Source organism: Microbacterium sp. AC145 (genome assembly GCF_979258505.1).
This window is the reverse complement of the sequence record NZ_OZ409859.1, coordinates 2,187,559-2,211,161: the sequence shown is the minus strand read 5'-3', so window position 1 is coordinate 2,211,161 and position 23,603 is coordinate 2,187,559. Positions and strand designations below refer to the sequence as shown.

Here is a 23,603-nt window from a genome sequence, read left to right as displayed (position 1 = left end):
TCCTCCCTCATTCCTGAACGGTCACGCCGGTGGGGGCCACGGGCACATCGCCCGGCCATGGACCGAGCCGCTCGAGGTTGCGCACGCCCTGGTCCTTGCTCTCAGCGAGGTCGATGGCCGCCGTGCTGTACGCCCTCGGCGACGATACGGATTCGCGTGCCCAGCCGGCCTGTGCCGCAGCGGCCCCCACATCGAAGCCCTCGCTCGACGAGACCCGCACCCTGATGTCGATTCGCGCATTGGGCATGTAGCCCTCGCGCACCGACCAGACCGACGCCATCACGAAGTCGACCAGCGCGGCACCGTCGGCGATCGCGTAGCCGGGTTCGACCTCGAGCCCGATCGCGTACCCGGTGTTGCCCTTGATGTTCGGTTTCTGCCCGCCGGCGATGTCGGCGACCACGATGCCGGGGAGGGCCTCCAGCGACTCGCGCATCTCCGACAACGTCTGACCGCCCGACGGCGCGTCGTGCGGGATGTCGCTCTGCGAGCCCCCGGCTCCGATCCCGCACCCTGCGAGGGCGAGCACGCTCACGGCGAGGGCGGAGACGGCGAGCGAGCGTCTAGCGGCCATAGTTCATCATGTCCTCGAGTCGGTACTGCATGTCGGCCCAGATGCTCACGTCGGAGATGCCCGCATACGCCGGGTTGGTGTTGCCGGGGAAGCCCAATGTCTCGAGGATCGTCGAGTCGTACGCGCCGGTGACCTCGAAGACTCCGCGTCCGTCGACATTGCGCAGGCGGAAGGCGACTTCGCCGGGATGCTCCGGATGCCCCGGCTGAGCGGCGATCACGAAGCCGTCGTCAGTGATCTGCTGCACGATGATGTCTCCCGCGGTGACTCCGGGGATGCCCATCCCGAAGAGGGAGGTCTGGATGGTCTGGTCCTCTTCGGTGAGCTGCATGTTGAGCTGCGAGTTGTCGCCCTCGCGGGAGGGGAGGAAGACGTGACCGAACTCCTGCCTCAGCATCTCGTTCAGCTGCTCTGTGGTCATGTCTGTGGTGCCGAGGTCGAACTGATGGGAGTAGCCCAGTTCGTAGTCGCCGCGGATCTCGTGATCCGAACCCGGATACGGCGTGGGCCCGGGGTTGTAGGTGTCTCCCAGCTCGCCGGGCGGGATCAGCCCGGGGAGTCCGCCGAAGGGCCCCAGGAGCGTGCCGGGAGGGAACTGCTCGAGGAGCGCGCCGAGAAGGTCCTCGAGTTTCTGGTGGAAGGGGATGATCGCCCGGTAGAGGTCGGTGGCGAGCCGCAGCATCTCGCGAAGCGCCTGCAGTGCGCGGTCGATGTTCGAGGTCGCCTCGGACACGACCTGCGCGCAGTTGTCGGCGAAGTCCTGGATGACCTGCGCCTTCTTGTCGAGCTCCCACGGCCAGCTCCCGAACAGGAGGTCTTTGATGCCGCCGCCGACGGTCGAGAGCAGTTCGAACCCGGCGCACACGAGCGAGCGCATGATCTCGACGGCTCGCACGCACAGCTGGAGCGCCTGGCTCATCACCTTCGACCAGTCGGCGATCGAATGGGTCGCCGCGGAGAGCACATTCAGCGCGCCCTCGATGACGACGGCCGTCAGGCCCTGCACCTGCCCGCCGATCTGGGTCACCGCGCGCTGGTAGAGCTCTGAGGTCGACTGCACGTCTCCGGCATATGTCTCCCACGCGTGGGATGCCTGGTACAGACCGGCGGGGTCACCCGTCACCTGCTCGAGCAGCTGCTCGAGCGGCTGGACGAACCGCATGATCTCCGACGCGAAGCCGCTCAGCCCACCGCCGCAGTCGTCGCCGCCGGCGCCGGCCGGAGGGAGCTGACTGCTCCAGCTGCCGGACCCCAGGGCGGAGGCTGCGCTGTCTGCCTCGGGCAGCACTGCGATGCTCACCGTCAGATCTCCGACGCGATGCGGTCGAGATCTGCGCGCCCGGTGTCGTCCACCGTCGTGAAGCCCTCTTCGGCCTTCTGCACACCGTCTGCCGTGCGCTGCGAGACGGTGCCGACGAACCCGGCTGCGCCTTCGACCAGTCCGCCGATCGAGTTGAGGACCGGAGGGATGAAGGCCCCGATCGGGCCGAACGCCATGCTCGGCACGGCGGAAGAGATGCTGTTGCGCGACGCGGCGAGCTTCGCCGCCGCCTCGGTCAGTGCGGCGCGAGCCGCCTCATATGCGTCGCTGTGGACTTCGATCGCAGCCATCAGGTCGAGCTCCCCCTCGAATCAACCGTCTCTCCGCAGAGCTGCGGGCCGACGTGCTTCGTCAACGATAGGTCGGCGACGGCGGTGAGCCAAGTCTGCGATCCCGCCGGCGACCCCACACCGCGATGTCGGCGCCTCAGCCTAGACTCATAGGGCCATGTCAGAAGCCCCCCTCATCGTGCCCGGAACCGTCGGCCCTCGCTCCGCCGGTGCACCGGATCAGGACGACCTCCTCGCCGGTCTCAATCCGCAGCAGCTCGAAGCCGTCACCTACCGCGGCCCGGCGTTGCTCATCGTCGCCGGCGCCGGTTCGGGCAAGACGAGCGTGCTCACACGCCGCATCGCGTCGCTGCTGCGCGCACGAGAGGCATGGCCCAGCCAGATCCTCGCCATCACCTTCACGAACAAGGCGGCGGGCGAGATGAGGGAGCGCGTCGAAGCGATCATCGGCGATGCCGCCAGAGGCATGTGGATCTCGACGTTCCACTCTGCGTGCGTGCGCATCCTCCGGCGCGAGGCCGAGCAGTTCGGATTCACGAAGTCGTTCACGATCTACGACTCGGGCGACTCACGGGCCCTCATCAAGAGGCTCGTCAAAGAGCATGAGGCCGACGCCTACGGTCTGACGCCGGGGGCCGTGCAGTCTCGTATCTCGAAGCTCAAGAACGAGCTCTCGGATGCCGAAGGATATGCGCGCCAGGCCAACATGTCGGATCCCGCCGAGCGCATCTTCGTCGAGCTCTTCGCCGACTACCAGCGTCAGCTGCAGAAGGCCAATGCCTTCGACTTCGACGATCTGATCGGTCAGACGGTCTATCTGTTCCGGGCGTTCCCTCAGGTCGCCGACACCTACCGTCGGCGCTTCCGCCACATCCTCGTCGACGAGTACCAGGACACCAACCACGCGCAGTATGCGCTCATCCACGAACTGACGCGACCCGTCTCCGGAGATGCTCCCGACCCCTACGCGTCGAACGGCATGATGATCTTCGAGCCCGACCCCTCGGCAGGCTCAGAGGCCCAGGTGGGTGGAGCGTCGCTGACTGTCGTCGGTGACTCCGACCAGTCGATCTACGCCTTCCGCGGCGCCGACATCCGCAACATCAGCGAGTTCGAGCGAGACTTCCCCGGGGCTCGGGTGGTGCTGCTCGAGCAGAACTATCGTTCGACGCAGAACATCCTGTCCGCAGCGAACTCCGTGATCGGCAACAACTTCGATCGCAAGGACAAGAAGCTCTGGAGCGACAAGGGCGACGGCGACAAGATCATCGGCTTCACGGGCTACTCGCAGCACGATGAGGCGCAGTTCGTCGCGGACGAGGTCGAATCGCTGCGCCGCGCCGGCTTCCCGTACTCCGAGATGGCCGTGTTCTATCGCACGAACTCGCAGTCGCGAGCACTCGAGGAGATCTTCATCCGCTCGGCCGTGCCCTACAAGATCATGGGCGGCACCAAGTTCTACGAGCGGGCCGAGATCAAAGACGCGCTGGCCTATCTGGTCGCGGTCGCCAACCCGGCCGATGAGATGGCCGTGCGCCGAATCCTGAACAAGCCTCGGCGCGGCATCGGCGATGTCAGCGAGACCGCGATCGCGAGATTCGCCGAAGAGCACGGCATCACCTTCCGTCAGGCGCTCTCGGTGTCCGATCAGCTCGGATTCGGGCCGAAGATCCAAGGCGCGATCGCACACCTCGATGCCGTGCTCGCGGAGGCGACCGAGATCATGCTCCCGGCATCGGGAGAGCTGCCGGCGCCCACCACCGTGGCCGACGGACTCAGTGTGCTGCTCTCGAAGAGCGGCTACCTCGACGCGCTGCGCGCGAGCCGCGATCCTCAGGACGAGGCTCGGGTCGAGAACCTCGACGAGTTCGTCGCCGTCGCGCGGGACTTCGCGCGGAACAACCCCGAAGGCACCATCGTCGACTTCCTCACCGAGGTGGCGCTCGTCTCCGACGCCGATGACCTCGATGACGAGTCGGGGTCCGTGTCGCTCATGACGATGCACACCGCCAAGGGCCTCGAGTACGACGCGGTCTTCGTGACAGGCGTCGAAGAGGATCTGATCCCGCACCGCATCTCGGCCGGTGAGCCGGGAGGTCCGCAGGAAGAGCGTCGTCTGTTCTACGTCGGCATCACCCGCGCCCGCAAGCGTCTGCACCTCTCGCTCGCCATGACCAGGGCTCAGTTCGGCGAGGTCTCGGTGGCCATGCCGAGCCGCTTCCTGCAGGAGATCCCCGCCGGTCTCATCGACTGGCGCCAGTCGCCCGGAGACGTGAACTCGCGAGGCGGTGCCCAGTCCCGTGCCCTGAACGCGCGGCGTCCGGGCGGATTCGGGGGATCGGGATCCGGTGACAGATTCGGAGTCAAGCAGCTTCCGGGCCGGGACTCTCTCAAGCCGCTGTCGACCGCGATGGACAAGTTCCCCAACCGCGTCACGGCGAAGATGCGCGACAACGGCGACCTCGAACTGGCCGTCGGAGACCGCATCCGCCACTCGGACTTCGGTGAGGGGCGTGTCGATGCGGTCACCGGAGAGGGTGCGAAGCGCATCGCCCATGTGCGGTTCGACTCGGCCGGACAGAAGAAGCTGCTGATCAAGGTCGCTCCCATCGAGAAGATCTAGAGGTTTCGAGGGTTAGGCTGATCCATATGGCCCTGTTCTCCCGCCGCAAGAAGTCCGCTGACGACGCCGTCACCGATCCGACTGAGAACGAGAACGTCGAATCGAACGACGAATCCGCTCCGGCCGCAGCGACGGAGCCCGCGAACGAGGGGGCCCCCGCCGACGCGGCCCCCACGATCGGCATCTCCGTTCAGGCATTCCGGGGCGTGGGAGCACAGGCTGGTCCCGAGGTGTCGCTCACAGATCCTGAGCCTGCAGCGGCGAACCAGACCGCGCCCGCCGCGGCGGCCACCGGCCCGGCAGCTGTTCCCGCAGGACCTGCCGCTCCCGCCGCGCAGCCCTCCGGTGAGCGACGACTTCCGCTCGCTGCCGCGACACCGCCGGAGCCGACCGAGACGGTCCCCGGCATGAAGGACAACGTCCTGCTGCGCGAAGCCCTGACCGAGATCGAGAAGGGCGCGACCAACGAGCAGCTCCTCGGCGTTCTCCGTCAGGCCCTCCAGGGCCACCTGTACATCCGCGTGAACGGTGATGCGCGCGCTCAGATCAGTGAGGGCAAGCCGCTGTCGGTGGCCGTCGTGCGTGATGGTGAGCGCCAGTTCATGCTGGGGTTCAGCTCGGCTGCCGCCGTGCGCGACTCCGTGCAGCTCGAGAAGGACCCGACGGCGACGTCGGCCGTCGCGCAGCCGGTGACCTCGGTGTTCCAGCAGGTCGTGGCCGGCGAGTTCGCCGGTCTCATCGTCGACAACGCGTCGGCGCCGCACCGTGTCGTCTTCCCGACCGAGCTGTTGCAGAAGACACTCGAGCAAGCCGACCCCGATATGACGGCGAAGTCGATCATCGCGACCCCTCCTCAGCAGGACTCGGCGGTCAAGCTCGGCGAGGCGCTCGCAGCGAAGCGCATGTGGGTCGCGGTGAACGACGGTGCGGGCTCGGGGCAGGTCGGCATCGCCGAGGCCCAGACTCCCGACGGCAAGCGATTCCTGCAGCTCTTCTCGCATCCCCTCGAGGTCATCGCCCTCGGTCGTGGCGATCGTCCGCTGCCTTTCGAGCCGCTCCAACTCGCGAAGCTGCTGTCGACCCACTCCGAGATGGCCGGTGTGATCGTGGATCCCGCGGGACCCACGATGGTCGTCGAGCGCGATTCGCTCAGCGCCGTGCTGATCCTCGCGATCGATCTCGACGACTGACCGCTGGCCGCTGACCGGGGTTCCGTCGGTCAGATGCGCGCCCTAAGGTCGGAGCATGGCATCCGAGCGCGTCACGCTGACCGTCGTCGATCCCGACGCTGAGCGCGAGGTCGTGCTCTCGAGTCCTGGCAAGGTGATCTGGCCAGACGTCGGCATCACCAAGGCCGAGCTCGCCGAGTACTTCCAAGTGGTGAGCGCGCCGTTCCTCGAGGCGAACGGCGACCGTCCGGTGTCGCTCGAGAGGTTTCGCGACGGGGTCGGCTCGGCCTCCGGCAAGAAACCCGAGGGGTTCTTCTCGAAGAACCCGCCGAAGGGCACTCCCGATTACGTCGACGCGGTGACGGTCACCTACAACAGTGGGCGTCGGCATCCGCAGATCGTTCTCACCCGACCGAGTGCGATCGTGTGGGCGGCGCAGATGAACACGATCGTGTTCCATCCGTGGGCATCGCTCGCCTCGGAGCCGGACAACCCGATCGAGCTGCGCATCGACCTCGATCCGCAGCCGGGAACGGGCTTCGATGACGCCGTGTCTGCGGCCCTGGCGCTCCGTGAGGTGCTGCGCGAGGTCGGACTCACGGCGTTCGTCAAGACGAGCGGCAATCGGGGGCTGCACGTCTTCGCCCCGATCGAGCCGGAGCACGAGTTCCTCGACGTCCGTCACGCCGTGATCGCGGCTGGGCGCGAGCTCGAGCGGCGAATGCCCGAGCAGGTCACCATGAGCTGGTGGAAGGAAGAACGGGGAGAGCGCGTCTTCATCGACTTCAACCAGGCGAACAGGGATCGAACCATGGCGGGCGCATACAGCCCGCGGGCGCTTCCCGGCGCCTCCGTCTCGACCCCGGTGCACTGGGATGAGCTCGAGGGCCTCGATCCTGCGCGTTTCACCGTGCGCAGCATCCCGAAGCGCCTCGAAGAGGTCGGCGATCCGTGGGCGGGCATGCAGAGGGCGCCGGGGCGGATCGACACTCTGCTCGCATGGTGGGAGCGCGACAGAGCAGCCGGGCTCGGGGAGCTGTCGTTCCCGCCGGAGTTTCCGAAGATGCCGGGTGAGCCGCCGCGTGTGCAGCCCAGCAAGAAGGTGGCGGCGCACTGGGATGAGAACGGCGACCCGGCCGACGAGTGAGCGTCAGCCGATGACATCGGCGAGGTCGTACCCCGCCACGGTGTCGAGCTGGTCGTACGTGCACGACCGCGCGTCGCGATCAGGGCGCCAGCGCTCGAACTGCACGGTGTGTCGAAAACGTGCCCCCTCGAGCTGGTCATAGCGCACCTCGAGCACGAGCTCGGGACGCAGCCGCACGAACGACACGTCCTTCGCGCCGCTGAATCGTGAGCGCTCACCGGCGGCGGTGAGTGCTTCGCCGTCGTCGTCGCGTGCGACCAGCGGTGCGAGCTCGTCGACGAGCTCTGCGCGCCGCTTGTCGCTCCAGGCGGCGACGCCACCGACCTGACGCAGGTTCCCGTCTGCGTCGTAGAGGCCCACCAGCAGCGAGCCGACCCCCGAACCCGACTTGTGGATCCGGTAGCCGAGGGCGACGACGTCGGCGGTGCGCGCGTGCTTGATCTTCACGAGGGTGCGCTTGCCCGGGGCGTACGGCTGGTCGAGCGGCTTCGCGACGACACCGTCGAGGCCTGCGCCTTCGAACTCGGCCAGCCAGCGCACAGCTGCGTCGCGGTCGCGTGTCGTACGGGTGATGTGCAGCGGATGCTCGACATCGACCATCAGCGACTCGAGGCGTTCGCGTCGTTCAGCGAACGGAGCGCCCAGCAGATCGTCGTCGCCGAGGGCGAGCAGGTCGAAGGCGATGAACATCGCCGGGGTCTCGGCGGCGAGCTTCGTCACCCGCGATGCCGCGGGGTGGATGCGCTGGCTCAGCGCCTCCCAGTCCAGTCGCTGGGCGCCGTCGGGGCCGGTCGCGACCACGATCTCGCCGTCGAGCAGGCAGGGCCCCGGCAGCACCCGGGGGATCGCCTCGACGAGCTCGGGGAAGTAGCGGGTCAGGGGCTTCGCCCCGCGTGATCCGATCTCGACCGTCTCGCCGTCCCAGGAGATCAGTCCGCGGAATCCGTCCCACTTCGGCTCGAACAGCAGTCCGCCCGTCGTTTTGGCGGGGTCGGGTACGGATGCTGCCGCCTTCGCCAGCATCGGGGACGGGATCTCATAGCGCATGCGTCCATCCTGGCGGTGGTGGCGCCGCGACAGAAGGGGGTGTCGCTCGCGAACGCGTGTCAGCCGAACAGGTCGTCGAGGGTCACCCGGGTGCCTGCATCCTTCAGAGCGGTGCGGGCGGCGTGCCAACCGGCCATGCCGTTGACGCCGGGGCCGGGCGGGGTCGACGCCGAGGCGAGATAGACACCGCGCATCGGTGTGCGCCATGGAGCGGTGCTCAGCACGGGGCGGCGGATGGCCTGAGGGATCGTGAACGCACCGCCCAGGATGTCGCCGCCGATCTCCGACGGATTGATCGCCTCGCGAGACGACGCGGGCACCGAGTGATGCGCCAGGATCAGATCGCGGAATCCGGGGGCGAAGCGCTCGACCTGACGGGTGATCAGCTCGGTGGCGTCGAAGTCCGACCCGTGCGGCACGTGGATGTACGCCCACAGCACCGCCTTGCCGTCGGGCGCGCGGGTGGGATCGAAGATCGAAGGCTGCACCGTGAGCGCGTACGGCCGATCGCTGATCCGGCCACGAGCGACGGCGTTCTCGCTCTCCCAGACCTCCGCTCTGGTGCCCCCGATGTGCACGGTGGGGGCGAGAGCGACCTCCGCGTTGTCCCAGGGGATCGGTCCGTCGAGCGCGAAGTCGACCTTCGCGGCGCCTGGTCCGTAGCGGAAGTGCCGGATAGCTCTCGCATAGCGCGCCGGGATGTCGGGGTGGGTGAGCAGCAGTCTCGGCGATGTGTCGAGCAGCAGTAGGTCGCCTCGGTCGGGGTCCCCCCAGTCCAATGTCCGGAGATCCTCGATGTGCCTGCCCGGCTCGACCGCTCCGCCGTGCGTCTCGAGGTCCGCCACGAGGCTGTCCGCGATGCGCTGTGCGCCACCGCGCGGGTACATCCAGCCGTCTGCGTGACCTTCGGCGGCGAGCAGGAGACCGGCTGCGGCGCCGGCGAGCGTGGGCAGCGGAGTCGGCGGATGCGCGAGAACACCCGCGATGAGAGCGGCTGCCTCTTCTGTGCGGAAGGTGCGGGCAGCCAGGGACGTGCCCTGGTCGAGCATCCGCAGGGCGAAGCGCAACGCGGTCAGGGGGTCCCGCGGCATCCGCAGCATCTGGTTGCCCGTGAAGTCGACGACCCCGTCGATGTGGGTGCTGAGCGGGCGCAGCAGTGCGAGCCACGCGCGCTCGTCGACGCCGAGGCTCGCGGCGGTGCGCTCGATGTCGCGCCAGGCCACTGCAGCCCTGCCTCCGTCGAGCGGGTGCGCGTACGAGATGTCCGGGTGAATCCACTCGACCCGCTCGGCGAGGCCGAACGCCTGGAAGAACGGAGACGTCAGAGACGATGGCAGCACCGCGGCGCAGACGTCGTGCACGAAACCCGGGAGCGTCGATGCGGTTGTCCGAAGACCTCCGCCGATGGTGTCGGCGGCCTCGAGCACACGCACCTCGTAGCCGGCGCGGGCGAGTGCCACGGCGGCCGCGAGGCCGTTCGGACCGGACCCGATGATCGTCGCGCGTGCCATGCGGCCAGTCTTCCACGTCTGAGCGTGAGATCCTTGAAGTGATGAACGAAGTCCAGGGCCCTACCCCCACAGGCAATTCCCGTCCGTACCGCACCCTCGCGGAGGCGCTCCGCGCGCACCGCATCGCCGTCGAGAACCACGAGTTCATCGCGGGGATCATGGATGCCGTCGGCATCTCCTCCTACATCGACCGCGGCCGCTACATCGAAGCGATCCGCCGTGGCGGGGGCACCGCCCTGCACATCGGGAAGACCTACACCAACGGCTTCGCCGAGGATGAGGTCGTGATGGTCGGCTCGACGCCGCTGCGGTTGCGTCCGAGCGAGGGGCGTGCGCCGTATTTCTACGTCACGCACCCGAGCGAGTTCCGCCCCATCGCGCCGGTGAAGGCGAAGCGCTCGACGACACCACGCGTCGCAGCGGCTCCGAGGGCGCAGCGCGCTCCGAAGCTCATCGAACGCGACTACGGCGTGTGCGACGTCTGCTTCATGGTGAAGACGCCCGCCGGCGGCTGCGGCTGCGACTGAGCCGCGCGAGCGGCATCGTGAGCGATTCGGGAGAGTCGCCCGCGGTCGTCCTCGGTCGAGGTCAGGCGAAGGCGCTCATCCCGGTGATGTCGCGTCCGAGCAGAAGAGCCTGCACGCTCTCGGTGCCCTCGTAGGTGTGGATCGCCTCGATGTCGGCCATGTGCTGCATCACGCCGTTCTCGAGCAGGATGCCGTTGCCGCCGAGCAGGTCGCGGGCGATCGACGCCACGCGCCGCGCCGCGCGCGTGTTGTGGAACTTCGCCAGTGACGCCTGCGTGGGGCGCAGCTCGCCCGCTGACTCGAGATCTGCGAGACGACGGCAGTAGAGCTGCATCGCGGTGAGGTCCTCGAGCATGTGGGTCAGGCGCTCCTGCACCATCTGGAACTTCGCCAGCGGCTTGCCGAACTGGATCCGCTCCTTCGAGTACGCGAGGGCGGCCTCGTAGCAGGCGGTGGCATGACCGAGCGCAGACCAGGCCACGCCTGAGCGGGTCGCGTAGAGCACGATCGAGGCGTCCTTGAAGCTCTTCGTCCCAGGGAGCACCGCGTCGAGCGGCACACGAACGTCGTCGAGCACGATGTGCGCCTGATGGATGGCGCGCAGCGAGGCCTTGCCGCGGATCGCGGTGCCGGTGTAGCCCGGGGTCTCCTGTTCGACGAGGAAGCAACGCACGGCACCGTGCTCGGGGGCCGTCTCGTCGTCGACGCGCGCCCACACGAAGGTGATGCCGCCGGATGCTCCGTTGCCGATCCACTTCTTCGTGCCGCGGATGACCCACTCATCGCCGTCGCGTCGGGCCACCGTCTCCAGTGAGACGGAGTCCGATCCGTGATCGGGCTCCGTGAGGGCGAACGAGCCGAACACCGAGCCGTCTGCGAGTGCGGTGAGCCAGGTCGCCTGCTGCTCATCCGAACCGAAGAGCGCGAGGGTGCGCAGCGCCAGCCCGCCCTGCACGGCGAGCACGGTGCCCAGCGACCCGTCGCCGCGAGAGATCTCCATGTTCACGAGGCCGGCGGCGAGGGGGAGAGTCGGGTGAGTGACGGATGCTCGATGCCGTCGACCACGAGATCCATCTCGCCCATGCGGCGGGCGGCGTCGAGAGGGTATTCGGCGCGGTCCCAGGCGTCCGCCATCTGCGGCCCGACCTCGTCGATGTACGCCTTCGCACGATCCCAGGCAGAGCGATCGGCGTCGGGGATGTCGGCGAAGACGGCGTAATAGTCGCTGTCCTGTCGCCCGGTGATGTCGTACGACGAGACGCGCTCGCCGGGGAAGGGGGAGGCTGCGGTGCTCATGGTGACTCCTTCGTGGCACTAGGTATCGTACTCCTCGATACTCAGTCCCACGACTCTGGAGTCGCGTGAGTGATCAGCCGATCTGCGAACGCAGCCGCCTCGTGACTTCAGCGATCGGCATCGATCGCGGGAAGACCGCGACGACGACGTCGTCGGGCGCTTCCGTCACCGCGTCGGACGGCACGCCGTAGCGTCGGCGCACGTCCGCGAGCGCGGTGTGCAGTGTCGAGAGCGGAACCTTCTTGGTGCCCCGCAGCAGCTGCCGGAGCACATGGTTGTGCACCGCGGTCACGAGCGCGGAGAAGCCGACGGCGTCGAGGGGATCGATGCCGGGAAGCGAACTGCGCAGGTAATCGTCGAAGAGTCGCTCGTACCGGAAGACGGTGATGATCTCGCGCTCGCGGAGCACCGGCACCTGACGCACGATCTGGTAGCGCCGACGGGCGAGCTCGGGATCGTGCGCGAAGTGGGCGAACACCGATTCGGATGCCGCGCACACCGCACCCCAGGGATCGTCGTGCCCCTCGGCGAGGAACGTCCGCAGCTGATCGAGCAGCACCTCGTGGTCGGCGAAGACGACGTCTTCCTTCCCGCCGAACTGGCGGAAGAACGTCGAGCGGGAGACACCGGCCGCCTTGGCGATCTGCTCGACGGAGGTCTGGTCGAAGCCCTGCGACGCGAAGAGCTCGAGCGCAGCGGCCACGACGCCGGTGCGCAGTTCTGCGGATTCGTGCATGGGATGAGCCTAGACGGCGGCAACGCCGACGTGTCGTCGGGTTTCGAGCGCACGTGAGGCGCTCGAACCTGCTCGCGAGCCATCCACAGCCGCCGGGAGCGTTCAGTTCGAGGTAGTAGGCTGGGCGACTGGTCGATGTCTCGACATCGAGAGAATTACCAGACAGCAGCCCAGTGAAGGAACCACAGTGGATCTGTACGAGTACCAGGCACGAGACGTTTTCGAGAAGTACGGAGTGCCGGTTCTCGCCGGCATCGTCGCCGACACCCCTGAGGAGGTGAAGGCAGCCGCTGAGAAGATCGGCGGCGTCGTCGTCGTCAAGGCCCAGGTGAAGACCGGTGGTCGCGGCAAGGCGGGTGGCGTCAAGGTCGCGAAGACCCCCGATGAGGCATACGAGGCCGCGAAGGCGATCCTCGGTCTCGACATCAAGGGCCACGTCGTCAAGCGCGTCATGGTCGCGCAGGGTGCGCGCATCGCCGAGGAGTTCTACTTCTCCGTGCTGCTCGACCGCGCCAACCGCTCCTACCTGAGCCTCTGCTCGGTCGAGGGCGGCATGGAGATCGAGGAGCTCGCGGTCGAGCGCCCCGAGGCTCTCGCACGCGTCGAGGTCAACCCGCTCACGGGTATCGACAAGGAGAAGGCCGTCGAGATCGCTCGCGCCGCCAACTTCCCCGAAGAACTCATCGAGAAGGTCTCCGACGTCTTCGTCAAGCTCTTCGACGTCTACAAGGGCGAAGACGCGACGCTGGTCGAGGTCAACCCGCTGGTCCGCACCGAAGAGGGCGACATCATCGCTCTCGACGGCAAGGTCACGCTCGACGACAACGCCTCTGAGATCCGTCACCCGGAGCACGAGGCGCTCGAAGACAAGGACGCAGCCGACCCCCTCGAGGCCAAGGCCAAGAAGAGTGGCCTGAACTACGTGAAGCTCGACGGCGAGGTCGGCATCATCGGCAACGGTGCAGGACTCGTCATGTCGACGCTCGACGTCGTCGCCTACGCCGGTGAGAACCACAACGGCGTCAAGCCCGCCAACTTCCTCGACATCGGCGGCGGCGCCTCGGCTGAGGTCATGGCCGCAGGCCTCGACGTCATCCTCGGCGACCCGCAGGTCAAGAGCGTGTTCGTGAACGTCTTCGGCGGCATCACGGCGTGCGACGCCGTCGCCAACGGAATCAAGGGCGCTCTCGAGACCCTCGGCAGCACGGCCTCCAAGCCGCTCGTCGTTCGTCTCGACGGCAACCGCGTCGACGAGGGTCGCGCGATCCTCGCCGAGTACGCGCACCCGCTCGTCACGCTCGCCAGCACCATGGACGAGGGCGCCGACAAGGCCGCCGAACTCGCCAACGCCTGATCGCAGAGAGACACAAGGACTAGAGAAATGTCGATCTACCTCAACAAGGACTCCAAGGTCATCGTCCAGGGCATCACCGGCGGCGAGGGCACCAAGCACACGGCACTCATGCTGAAGGCCGGCACCCAGGTCGTCGGTGGCGTGAACGCCCGCAAGGCCGGTACCACGGTCTCGCACACCGACAAGGACGGCAACGCCGTCGAGCTCCCCGTCTTCGCCTCGGTCGCCGAGGCCATGAAGGAGACCGGCGCAGACGTGTCGATCGCCTTCGTTCCGGGCGCGTTCACGAAGGACGCGATGATCGAGGCCATCGACGCCGAGATCCCGCTGCTCGTCGTCATCACCGAGGGCGTCCCCGTGGGCGACTCGGCCGAGGCGTGGGCCTACGCGCAGAGCAAGGGCAACACGACCCGCATCATCGGGCCGAACTGCCCCGGCATCATCACCCCCGGTGAGGCGCTCGTCGGCATCACGCCGGCGAACATCACCGGCAAGGGACCCATCGGCCTCGTGTCGAAGTCGGGCACCCTGACCTACCAGATGATGTTCGAGCTGCGCGACCTCGGCTTCTCGACCGCCATCGGCATCGGCGGCGACCCGGTCATCGGCACGACGCACATCGACGCGCTGGCCGCGTTCGAGGCAGACCCCGAGACCAAGGCGATCGTCATGATCGGTGAGATCGGCGGCGACGCCGAAGAGCGTGCGGCCGAGTACATCAAGGCCCACGTCACCAAGCCGGTCGTCGGCTACGTCGCCGGCTTCACTGCACCCGAGGGCAAGACCATGGGCCACGCCGGCGCCATCGTCTCGGGCTCTGCGGGCACCGCTCAGGCGAAGAAGGAGGCCCTCGAGGCCGCCGGAGTCAAGGTCGGCAAGACGCCGTCCGAGACCGCCGCCCTGATGCGTGCCGTGATCGAGGGGCTCTAGGCCGACCGGTTACTGAGCGAGGAGCGCAGCGACGAGTCGCTCTAAGCGCTACACTGTAAGAGAAGGCCCTGGACTCCACTCCGGGGCCTTCTCTGCGTCTGCATGCATGGCATGATCGGTACACGATTCGATCACGGAGCAGGAGGCTGGAATGACCTCGCCGTCTACGCCTGGTGACCCGGCACTCGGAGCTGCACCGCACACGACGCCGCCGGGGTGGTACGTGATCTCGCTCAAGCCCTCGATGATCCGCTGGTGGAACGGTCAGGCGTGGGGTGATGACGTCGTGGTCCGGGCGAGGGGCGGTGCGGACTGGCACCAGACCGGCACACGGATCGTCCGAAGAGGGCGCCTCATCACCACCGGCTTCTGGGCCATCTCCGTGCTCTGGGTGGCTCTGGTGATCGTGATGATGCTGAGTGGCGGTCACGGCGTCATCTGGACCCTGGCGCCACTGCCGTTCATCATCGGCAGCATCGTGCTGGAGCGGCAGCTCTCGAGACAACGCCGACTCCTCGCGGCGGACGCGCCACCACCCGTCGGCCTGAGCCCACTGCGGTGACTTCAGCGCGTCTCGGACTCATCTCGATGCAGCGAGTCGCTCCCAGATCGCCGCGACGTGGCGTGAGTCGGTGCCGCAGCATCCTCCGATGACCTGCACCGACGGCATCCGCTCGAGGAGCGCGGTCACGCGCTCGGCCAGTTCGACGGGGTCGCCGTCGTCGAGGATCTCGGACTCGTCGAGCTCTGCGTGCGAGAGGCGGGACGCATTGGGGCGGATGCCGACGATGCGCGGTGCGGTGTCGGCATCCAGAGCCCGTCCGAAGTGATCCGGGTGAGCGCAGTTGAGGAAGTAGCCGTCGGGCGGATCCGACGCATCCACCTCGGCGATCGTCGATGCGAGTGTGCGACCAGACGCGAGCAGTCCGTCGGTCTCGACGGTGAACGAGATCTCGACGTCCACGCCGGACGCACGCGCAGCGCGGACGACGCCGCGCGCTTCGGCAGCATCCGTGAGCGTGTAGGCCGCGATCGCATCCACGCCAGCGTCGGCGAGAGCGCGGACCTGATCACGGTGATAGCGACAGGCGTCGTCGGGTCCGGTGTCCGGGTCCCACGCTCCCGAACGGTAGCCGTCGCCCCGAGGACCGAGCATCCCCACGATCCGCACTGCAGCCAGACCGGACTCGGCCGCGATCTGCTGTAGCAGCCTCACCGCGTCGACGTTGATCCGGCGCAGCGCATCGGCGTCGTACCCGAGCCGAGCACCCCAGTCGGCACTGGCTCGCCAGGTGGGCGTCTCGAGGCGCAGCGCGGCGTGATGCATCCGGGCGATCTCGACATAGCCGAGGTAGTACTCCCTCAGTGTCCGGCGGCCATCGTCATCATCGAGCAGCACGAAAGCGGCGAAGTCGGGAAGATCGACGCCGTGGTGGAAGATCAGATCGGTCTCCAGGCCGCCGTCGGTGACGTGTCGGACGGGAACGGTGGACGCGGACATCGGTGCCTGCTCTCCTCGGGTGCTTCCGGTCTAGCACTGCGCGAAGGGCGGCGCCACGGGTCCCGCACACGACAGAGGGGCGGATGCATCTCGCATCCGCCCCTCTGTCGTTCTCGGCTCGGCTCAGGCGACGCCGAACAGTGCTTCGATCGGCCCGCGGGCGAAGAAGATCACGAAGCCGACACCCACCGCCCAGAGCAGCGGGTGGATGGTCTTGGCCCTGCCGGAGAAGGCGTTCACGACGATCCAGCTGATGAAGCCCGCACCGATGCCGTTAGCGATCGAGTAGGTCATCGGCATGACGGTCGCCGTGAGGAACACCGGCAGCAGCACACGGAAGTCGCTCAGGTCGATGTTCTTGATCTGGGCGAGCATGAGCGCTCCGACGAGCACGAGAGCGGCCGCTGCGACAGCTCCCGGCACGAGCGAAGTGAGCGGCGTGAAGAACATCGCGACGAGGAACATCGCACCCGTGATGACGGTGGCGAAACCGGTGCGTGCCCCCTCGCCGATGCCGGCGCCGGACTCGACGAACACGGTGGCGGACGACGACGAGGTGCCACCACCGGCGATCGCGCCGATGCCCTCGACGACCAGGGCGGACTTGATGCGGGGGAAGTCGCCCTTCTCGTCAGCCAGATCTGCTTCTTTCGCGAGGCCCGTCATGGTTCCCATGGCGTCGAAGAAGTTCGAGAACAGCAGGGTGAAGACGAACATCACGAGGGCGACGACGCTGACCTTCTGCAGGTCGAATCCGAAGTCGACCTGTCCGACGAGACTGAGGTCGGGAAGACCGACGATCGCACCGGTGAAGCCGAAGTCGAGACCGAACGGCCAGATCAGGTTGGCGATCGCACCGAGCACGGTGCCGCCGACCAGGGCGATGAGGATCGCCCCCTTCACGCGCAGTGCGGTGAGCACGCCGCCGAGCAGGAGCGTGATCACGAAGAGCAGGGTCGGGATCGATGCGACGGATCCGCCGATGCCGAGGTCGACCGGCGGGGATGCGTTGCCGGTCGCGGTGACGAAGCCGGCGTTCACGAAGCCGATGAAGGCGATGAACAGACCGATGCCGACGGTGATGGCGAGCTTGAGCTGCACGGGGACGGCATCGAAGATCATCTTCCGCAGGCCGGTCGCAGCGAGCAGGACGATGATGACACCGTTGATCATCACGAGCGCCATGGCTTCGGGCCAGGTCACCGTGCCGACGACCGAGAACGCGATGAAGGCGTTGATACCCAGGCCGGCCGCGAAGGCGAACGGCAGGCGGGTGATCAGGCCGAAGAGGATCGTCATGACACCGGCGGTCAGCGCGGTGGCGGCGGCGACGGCGGTGCCGGCGAGGGTGTTGCCGTCGACGTCGGGCGTCGACAGGATGATCGGGTTGAGGATCACGATGTAGGCCATCGTGACGAAGGTCACCAGACCCCCTCGGATCTCGGTGCCGATCGTGGATCCGCGCTTGCTGATCTCGAAGAAGCGGTCCAGGGCGTTCGTGGGTTCGGCCTTGGACGGTGTGGGGGACGGGGCAGTTGTCATCGGGAAACCTCCGCAGGAGACGATATCGTGTCGCCCACGTCGCGCGCGTCCCCAGGGGTCCCACGGGCTTCTCGTCGTAGTCTCGAATCGATATGCAACGCCTCCTCGTCGCGCTCCTCGCCGCCTTCGACGCCGCCATCGCCGCGGCCGTGGGACTCGTCGTCCTCCTGGCTCCGCTGACCCTCCTGTGGACGCTCGCCTTCGGTGCGACGGCCGACTGGGGTGCTCTGTGGCCGTTGGCCGGAACCCTATGGCAGTTCGGGCACGGTGCACCGCTGAGCGTCGAGATCTCCACCGAGGTGCTGCGTGCGACAGGCGTCGCCCCGGCCGCTGCCACGTTCACGCTCTCCGTCGCACCGCTCGCCTTCCTGATCTTCACCCTGCTCTTCGCCGCGCGCTCGGGCGCACGGGCGGCCCGTGCGGGCGCGTGGCTGCTCGGCACACTCGCGGGTACCGCCGCATTCGCCGCGATCGCGACGCTCGTCGCGCTGACGTCGCACCTCGAAGACGCACAGGTGCCGATCATGCCCGCGATCATCCTCCCGACCTCGGTCTACCTGGTGGGGGCGCTGTGCGGCTCGGTCAGGGCCATATGGGAGGACGGCGACGGGGGCCTCATCGACCGCGTGCACGACCTCTTCGACTCCTGGGGCGAGTGGGCGCCGGTGCCGGCGGCCGCGGTGCGCGGTGCGGCGTTCGCCGTGCTCGCCGTCACGGCGGTCTCGGCCGTCGCCCTCGCTGTCGCGACGATCGTGCGTGGCGGCGAGGTCGTCGCGCTCTTCCAGGCCGCGCGCGTGGACGCGCTCGGGGCGACGGTGATCACGCTCGGACATCTGGCGTACCTGCCGACGCTCCTGGTGTGGGCGGCATCGTGGCTCGCCGGGCCGGGGTTCGCCGTCGGAGTCGGGACCGCGGTCTCGCCGGCAGGCACTCAGCTGGGGGTGATTCCCGGCATTCCCGTGTTCGGTCTGCTCCCCGAGGGATCGTCGATCTGGATGCTGGTCGTCGTGATCGTCCCGATCGGAGCCGGAGCGTTCGCGGGCTGGGCGGTGCGCTCTCGTCTGGTGTGGGAGGGAACGCCTCTCGGCACGGCACAACGCGCGGTGATCGCACTCGGCATCGGCGCGCTCACCGCGGGCACGGCCGCCGTCGCGGCGTTGCTGGCAAGCGGTTCGCTCGGGCCGGGAAGGCTGGCGGAGGCCGGACCATCGGTGCTGCCGTTCGCCCTGGCGCTCGGAGGCGAAGTGCTTCTCGGGGCCGCCATCCTGCTGCTGTCACCACGCAACCGCGATGAGCTCGCGGAGGAGCGCACCGATCGCTGGATCGCCGAGATGTCGGCATCCGATCTCGTGGGAACGAGCGATCGAGAGACCGTGCCCGCACTGCCCGGCGACCCTGCGGCATCGGGGTACGGCACTGCCCCCTCCGCAGACGACACCGCACCCCTCGACGATCTCCCCGGATACGCGTCCGGGCGCCGCGACACCGAAGATCCGCGCGACTGACATGCGGGTCGGGGCATCTCTGAAGCCCCGGTAGACTGGGCGCGTGCTCACGGTCGCCGTTCTCATCTCGGGCACCGGCTCGAACCTTCGCGCCCTCCTCGAGGCCGCTCGTCACCCCGATTTTCCTGCGCGGGTGGTGGTCGTCGGTGCCGATCGCGAAGCCGACGGACTCGCTCATGCAGAGGAGTTCGGCATCCCGAGCTTCACGGTTCCGTGGCATGAGCACGAGTCCCGCGAGGCCTGGGGTCAGGAGCTGGGTCGACAGCTCGCCGTCTGGAACGCCGACCTCGTCGTGCTCAGCGGCCTGATGCGCCTTCTTCCCGCCGGACTCGTCGGAGACCTCTCGCCGCGTCTCATCAACACGCATCCCGCGTACCTGCCGGAGTTCCCCGGGGCCCACGGCGTGCGCGACGCGCTCGCCGCAGGTGTCTCCGAGACGGGTGCCAGCGTGATCGTCGTCGACGACGGCGTCGACACCGGACCGATCCTGGCGCAGGAGCGGGTGTCGGTCCTCGACGGCGACACCGAGCACACTCTGCACGAGCGCATCAAGCCTGTCGAACGCCGACTGCTCATCGACGTGGTGCGCCGCATCGCGACCGGCGAGCTGGCGCTGTCGGCAGCATCCTGACCACATTCACGCACGCCACCCTCGCACGAAGGAGCCCATCATGGCCGGCCCCCGCCACGACCACTCGCTGTACCGCGATCGCGACACCGTCCCGGTGCGCCGCGCACTCGTCTCGGTCAGCGACAAGACCGATCTGCTCGTGCTCGCCAAGTCGCTCTCCGAGGCGGGCGTGCAGATCGTCTCGACCGGTTCGACCGCGTCGACCATCCGCGAGGCCGGGTTCGAGGTGACCGACGTCGCCGCCGTCACCGGTGTCGCCGAGATGCTCGACGGCCGCGTGAAGACGCTGCACCCGAAGATCCACGGCGGTCTGCTCGCCGACCTTCGCCTCGAGGACCACGAGCGCCAGCTCGCCGACCTCGACATCGCTCCGTTCGAGCTGGTCGTCGTGAACCTCTACCCGTTCGTCGAGACGGTCGCCTCGGGAGCTGAGGGCGACGACGTCGTCGAGCAGATCGACATCGGCGGCCCCGCCATGGTGCGTGCCGCGGCCAAGAACCACGCGAACGTCGCGATCGTCGTGTCGCCGCAGTCGTACCCCGGCATCATCAGCGCGATCGAGAGCGGTGGCACCACGCTGACGCAGCGCCGTGAGCTCGCAGCACGCGCGTTCGCGCACACGGCCGCCTACGACACCGCGGTCGCAGCCTGGTTCGCCGAAGGCACGCTGGGTGACGGCGAGGATCTGCCCACGCACCTCACGATCCAGGCCGAGCGCCTCGCCACGCTGCGCTACGGCGAGAACTCGCACCAGCGCGGCGCGATCTACACCCGCGTCGGCGGTCACGGCATCGCCCAGGCGACGCAGCTGCAGGGCAAGGAGATGTCGTACAACAACTACGTCGATGCGGATGCCGCGCTGCGCGCCGCCTACGACATGGTCAAGCCCGCCGTCGCGATCATCAAGCACGCGAACCCGTGCGGTATCGCGACCACCGCGCCCAATGCCCTCGACCCGATCGCGAGCGCGCACATCCGTGCCCACGAGTGCGACCCGGTGTCGGCGTACGGCGGAGTCATCGCCGCGAACGGCACCGTGACGCTCAAGATGGCCGAGAACCTGAAGGACATCTTCACCGAGGTCATCGTCGCGCCGTCGTTCGAGCCGGCGGCCCTCGAGGTCTTCAAGGCGAAGAAGAACCTGCGTCTGCTGCAGCTGCCCGAGGACTGGCAGCAGGAGCGCATGGACGTGCGTCTGGTATCCGGCGGCCTGCTGCTGCAGGATGCCGATCGCTTCCCCGACGACATCGTGTCGGTCGCGAAGAACTGGGAGCTCGTCTCGGGCGAACGTCCGAGCGACGAGGAGATGGAGAACCTCATCTTCGCGTGGAAGGCCTGCCGCGCTGTGAAGTCGAACGCGATCGTGCTCGCGAAGGACAACGCCACGGTCGGCGTCGGCATGGGCCAGGTCAATCGCGTCGACTCGTGCCGCCTCGCGGTCGAGCGCGCCGGTGAGCGTGCCACCGGTTCGGTCGCGGCCTCCGACGCGTTCTTCCCGTTCGCGGACGGCGCCCAGGTGCTCATCGATGCGGGCGTGAAGGCGATCGTGCAGCCCGGTGGTTCGGTTCGCGATGAAGAGGTCGTGGATGCTGCGCGCAAGGCCGGCGTCACGATGTTCTTCACCGGAGAGCGTCACTTCTTCCACTGATCGGGGAGACCTGCTCGAATCTCATGGCTGTGGCCACCGACATCGTCGGTGGCCACAGCCATGTCCGATTTCCGCCAGTCGGTGTCGGAGGCGCGTGACAGAGTGGAGGCATGAGCTTCCCGGTGACCGACTTCGATGAGCGGTACCGCGCGATCAACGCGCGGGACACGCGCTTCGACGGACAGTTCGTGACGGCCGTGCGCTCGACCGGCATCTACTGCCGACCGAGCTGCCCCGCACGCACCCCCAAGCCTCAGAACGTCACGTTCTATCCGACCAGCGCCGCGGCCCACGAGGCGGGATACCGCGCGTGCAAACGCTGTCTTCCCGAAGCCGCTCCCGGTTCACCGGCGTGGGATCTGCGCAGCGACGTCGCCGCCCGCGCGATGCGACTCATCGCCTCGGGTGTGGTCGAGCGCGACGGGGTCTCGGGGCTCGCCGCCCGTCTCGGATACTCCACGCGGCATCTCACCAGGCTGCTGTCGACCGAGCTCGGCGCGGGACCCCTCGCACTTGCGCGCGCACACCGCGCGCACACCGCCCGGATGCTGCTCGTCGGCACCGACATGCCGATCTCTGACGTCGCCTTCTCAGCCGGATTCGCGAGCATCCGGCAGTGCAACGACACGATCCGGGAGGTGTTCGAACTCACCCCCGGCGAGATCAGGGCACGTCGGCGCACACCGGCGTCCGCCGCTCCTGGCGTGATCGACCTCGTCCTGCCGTATCGCGCGCCGCTCGACGTCTCGGGGATCTTCCGATGGATGGCCGCTCGCGCGGTGTCCGGAGTCGAGGAGGCCACGACCACGTCGTTCTCGAGACACCTGCGGATGGCCGGTGGCCCCGCCTGGTTCGAGGTGAGTCAGGATGCGACAGAGCGGCTCCATCTCCGCGCACGAGTCGCGCAGCTCGGCGACCTGGCGCCGTTGGTCTCGACCGTCCGGCGCATCTTCGATCTCGACGCCGACCCACTCGCCGTCGACCAGGCATTGAGCTCGCACCCCGAGCTCGCCCCGCTCGTGGCCGCCACGTCCGGTATCCGGGTGCCCGGCTCGGCGGATCCGCACGAGATGCTGATCCGCGCGATGATCGGGCAGCAGATCACGGTCGTCGCCGCTCGCACCGCGCTCACGGCACTCACCGAGGCGCTGGGGGAGCGGACCGAGCACGGATCGCTGTTCCCGACGATGTCGGCGATCGCAGAGCATGGTGCCGAGGTGTTGCGCGGTCCCGGGGCTCGCATCCGTGCGATCGTCGGAGCCGCCTCGGCGCTCGCAGACGGTTCGCTTCGCCTCACCGTCGGAGACGATGGGGCCGAGCAGCGTGCGGCACTGCTCGCGATGCCCGGCATCGGCCCCTGGACGGCCGACTATGTGCGGATGCGCGTGCTCGGCGACCCCGACATCCTGCTCCCCGGCGACGTCGCACTGCGGGCGGGCGCCGCGGCCTCAGGACTCCCCGGCGACCCTGTGCCACTGGTGGCCTGGGCGGAGCGGGCAGCCCCGTGGCGCAGTTACCTCAGCGCGCACCTGTGGCGCGCTGCACCGCTGCGACCGACCCGTACGAAGAAGATCGCAACCACGGTCACGATCACGTCGACCGTCTCGAAGGAGAACTCATGACCGCCCTCATCCAGACCCTCGATACTCCGGACGGCGCTTTCACGATCCTGTCGGACGACCGGGAACGTGTGCTCGCCTCGGGGTGGACCGACGATCAGTCGGCGATCGTCGGGCGTCTCGCCGCGGCCGTGCGACCGGCGAACCTCGTGGAGCGTGAGACGGAGGCCGCGGGGGCGGTGCGCGCTTTCTACGCCGGAGACCTGTCGGCGATCGATTCGGTCGCCGTGGAGCAGACGGGCACGGCGCTGCAGCTGGCCGGATGGTCGGCCCTGCGTGAGATCACGCCGGGGGAGCCTCTGACCTACACCTCGTTCGCGGCGCGGCTCGGCAACCCGCGGGCGGTGCGCGCGGCGGCGTCGATCTGCGCGCGCAATGCGCCGGCCCTGTTCGTGCCGTGCCACCGCGTGCTGCGCACGGACGGCACCCTCGGCGGATTCGCCTGGGGGCTCGACGTCAAAGAGCGGCTTCTGGCGCGCGAATCGGCGTCCGTCTGATCGGAGACTCGTTGCCCGTCCGAGCGGAGACTCGTTGCCCGTCCGAGCGGAGACTCGTTGCCCGTCCGCGAGCAGAATCAGCGAATCGGGAATCTCTCTTGTGCTCAGCTGGTTCACAGGAATAGGCTGGTGGGC

The 23,603-nt window shown here is 68.1% G+C and carries 20 protein-coding genes and 1 pseudogene; 12 read left to right on the top strand and 9 right to left on the bottom strand.

Annotation, left to right across the window (positions count from 1 at the left end; translation table 11 throughout):
• Positions 1–7 precede the first annotated feature (7 nt).
• Genes ACZZZN_RS10720 through ACZZZN_RS10710 form a run of 3 tightly spaced genes read right to left on the bottom strand, consistent with a single transcriptional unit; the run spans position 8 to position 2,185 of the window.
• Complete coding sequence (locus tag ACZZZN_RS10720; protein ID WP_463505136.1) at positions 8–574, bottom strand: hypothetical protein; 567 nt, start codon at positions 572–574, stop codon at positions 8–10.
• Entirely contained in the window at positions 564–1,874 is a 1,311-nt protein-coding gene (locus ACZZZN_RS10715) for a hypothetical protein (protein WP_463505135.1), read from the bottom strand. The genes ACZZZN_RS10720 and ACZZZN_RS10715 overlap by 11 nt, the downstream gene beginning before the upstream one ends.
• A gap of 2 nt (positions 1,875–1,876) precedes the next feature.
• Positions 1,877–2,185: a hypothetical protein gene (locus tag ACZZZN_RS10710; RefSeq protein ID WP_463505134.1), complete on the bottom strand. Its 309-nt coding sequence runs from the start codon at positions 2,183–2,185 to the stop codon at positions 1,877–1,879.
• Positions 2,186–2,342: 157 nt separating this feature from the next.
• Here ACZZZN_RS10710 and ACZZZN_RS10705 point away from each other — a divergent pair, with 157 nt between their 5' ends.
• From ACZZZN_RS10705 to ligD, 3 genes are read left to right on the top strand one after another with little or no spacing between them, the layout of a single operon-like run.
• A complete protein-coding gene (locus tag ACZZZN_RS10705; RefSeq protein WP_463505133.1) occupies positions 2,343–4,808 on the top strand; it encodes an ATP-dependent helicase in 2,466 nt (821 codons plus the stop codon).
• 26 nt (positions 4,809–4,834) lie between these two features.
• Positions 4,835–5,998: an SseB family protein gene (locus ACZZZN_RS10700; protein ID WP_463505132.1), complete on the top strand. Its 1,164-nt coding sequence runs from the start codon at positions 4,835–4,837 to the stop codon at positions 5,996–5,998.
• Between the two features lie 55 nt (positions 5,999–6,053).
• Positions 6,054–7,124: a non-homologous end-joining DNA ligase gene (gene ligD / locus ACZZZN_RS10695; protein ID WP_463505131.1), complete on the top strand. Its 1,071-nt coding sequence runs from the start codon at positions 6,054–6,056 to the stop codon at positions 7,122–7,124.
• A gap of 3 nt (positions 7,125–7,127) precedes the next feature.
• Here the strand turns inward: ligD and ACZZZN_RS10690 are convergent, their stop codons facing one another.
• A complete protein-coding gene (locus ACZZZN_RS10690; RefSeq protein ID WP_463505130.1) occupies positions 7,128–8,171 on the bottom strand; it encodes an ATP-dependent DNA ligase in 1,044 nt (347 codons plus the stop codon).
• A 59-nt stretch (positions 8,172–8,230) separates the two neighbouring features.
• Positions 8,231–9,682, bottom strand: coding sequence for a phytoene desaturase family protein (locus ACZZZN_RS10685; RefSeq protein ID WP_463505129.1), 1,452 nt, complete (start codon positions 9,680–9,682; stop codon positions 8,231–8,233).
• Positions 9,683–9,723: 41 nt separating this feature from the next.
• Here ACZZZN_RS10685 and ACZZZN_RS10680 point away from each other — a divergent pair, with 41 nt between their 5' ends.
• Positions 9,724–10,209, top strand: coding sequence for a hypothetical protein (locus tag ACZZZN_RS10680; RefSeq protein ID WP_463505128.1), 486 nt, complete (start codon positions 9,724–9,726; stop codon positions 10,207–10,209).
• A gap of 61 nt (positions 10,210–10,270) precedes the next feature.
• Here the strand turns inward: ACZZZN_RS10680 and ACZZZN_RS10675 are convergent.
• Together ACZZZN_RS10675 and ACZZZN_RS10670 are read right to left on the bottom strand one after the other, a co-directional pair.
• Positions 10,271–11,505, bottom strand: a pseudogene (locus ACZZZN_RS10675) (acyl-CoA dehydrogenase family protein).
• 73 nt (positions 11,506–11,578) lie between these two features.
• Complete coding sequence (locus ACZZZN_RS10670) at positions 11,579–12,241, bottom strand: TetR/AcrR family transcriptional regulator (protein WP_463505127.1); 663 nt, start codon at positions 12,239–12,241, stop codon at positions 11,579–11,581.
• A 187-nt stretch (positions 12,242–12,428) separates the two neighbouring features.
• Here ACZZZN_RS10670 and sucC point away from each other — a divergent pair, with 187 nt between their 5' ends.
• The 3 genes from sucC to ACZZZN_RS10655 all read left to right on the top strand — a co-directional run bounded on the left by sucC (position 12,429) and on the right by ACZZZN_RS10655 (position 15,087).
• Positions 12,429–13,595, top strand: a complete 1,167-nt coding sequence (gene sucC / locus ACZZZN_RS10665) for an ADP-forming succinate--CoA ligase subunit beta (RefSeq protein WP_463505126.1) — start codon at positions 12,429–12,431, stop codon at positions 13,593–13,595.
• A 27-nt stretch (positions 13,596–13,622) separates the two neighbouring features.
• On the top strand, positions 13,623–14,525 hold the full coding sequence (gene sucD, locus ACZZZN_RS10660; protein ID WP_463505125.1) for a succinate--CoA ligase subunit alpha: 903 nt from the start codon (positions 13,623–13,625) through the stop codon (positions 14,523–14,525).
• Positions 14,526–14,676: 151 nt separating this feature from the next.
• Positions 14,677–15,087: a hypothetical protein gene (locus tag ACZZZN_RS10655; RefSeq protein ID WP_463505124.1), complete on the top strand. Its 411-nt coding sequence runs from the start codon at positions 14,677–14,679 to the stop codon at positions 15,085–15,087.
• A gap of 18 nt (positions 15,088–15,105) precedes the next feature.
• On the opposite strand, the gene ACZZZN_RS10650 is transcribed toward ACZZZN_RS10655, so the two are convergent.
• Both ACZZZN_RS10650 and ACZZZN_RS10645 read right to left on the bottom strand, forming a co-directional pair.
• Positions 15,106–16,026: a homocysteine S-methyltransferase family protein gene (locus tag ACZZZN_RS10650; protein WP_463505123.1), complete on the bottom strand. Its 921-nt coding sequence runs from the start codon at positions 16,024–16,026 to the stop codon at positions 15,106–15,108.
• Between the two features lie 123 nt (positions 16,027–16,149).
• Positions 16,150–17,568 (bottom strand): NCS2 family permease, encoded by a 1,419-nt coding sequence (locus tag ACZZZN_RS10645; RefSeq protein WP_463505122.1) that lies wholly within the window; start codon positions 17,566–17,568, stop codon positions 16,150–16,152.
• 92 nt (positions 17,569–17,660) lie between these two features.
• Between ACZZZN_RS10645 and ACZZZN_RS10640 the strand changes: the two genes are divergently transcribed.
• The 5 genes from ACZZZN_RS10640 (at position 17,661) to ACZZZN_RS10620 (ending at position 23,468) form a co-directional block, all read left to right on the top strand.
• Complete coding sequence (locus ACZZZN_RS10640) at positions 17,661–19,073, top strand: cell division protein PerM (protein ID WP_463505121.1); 1,413 nt, start codon at positions 17,661–17,663, stop codon at positions 19,071–19,073.
• Between the two features lie 43 nt (positions 19,074–19,116).
• On the top strand, positions 19,117–19,704 hold the full coding sequence (gene purN, locus ACZZZN_RS10635) for a phosphoribosylglycinamide formyltransferase (RefSeq protein WP_463505120.1): 588 nt from the start codon (positions 19,117–19,119) through the stop codon (positions 19,702–19,704).
• Between the two features lie 40 nt (positions 19,705–19,744).
• Complete coding sequence (gene purH, locus ACZZZN_RS10630; RefSeq protein WP_463505119.1) at positions 19,745–21,352, top strand: bifunctional phosphoribosylaminoimidazolecarboxamide formyltransferase/IMP cyclohydrolase; 1,608 nt, start codon at positions 19,745–19,747, stop codon at positions 21,350–21,352.
• Between the two features lie 110 nt (positions 21,353–21,462).
• Positions 21,463–22,974 carry a DNA-3-methyladenine glycosylase 2 family protein gene (locus ACZZZN_RS10625; RefSeq protein ID WP_463505118.1) on the top strand — a complete coding sequence of 504 codons (1,512 nt, stop codon included), beginning with the start codon at positions 21,463–21,465 and terminating at the stop codon, positions 22,972–22,974.
• The gene (locus ACZZZN_RS10620) at positions 22,971–23,468 is read left to right on the top strand and encodes a methylated-DNA--[protein]-cysteine S-methyltransferase (protein WP_463505117.1); all 498 of its coding nucleotides are present in this window, start codon (positions 22,971–22,973) and stop codon (positions 23,466–23,468) included. The genes ACZZZN_RS10625 and ACZZZN_RS10620 overlap by 4 nt, the downstream gene beginning before the upstream one ends.
• The last annotated feature ends 135 nt before the right edge of the window (positions 23,469–23,603 follow it).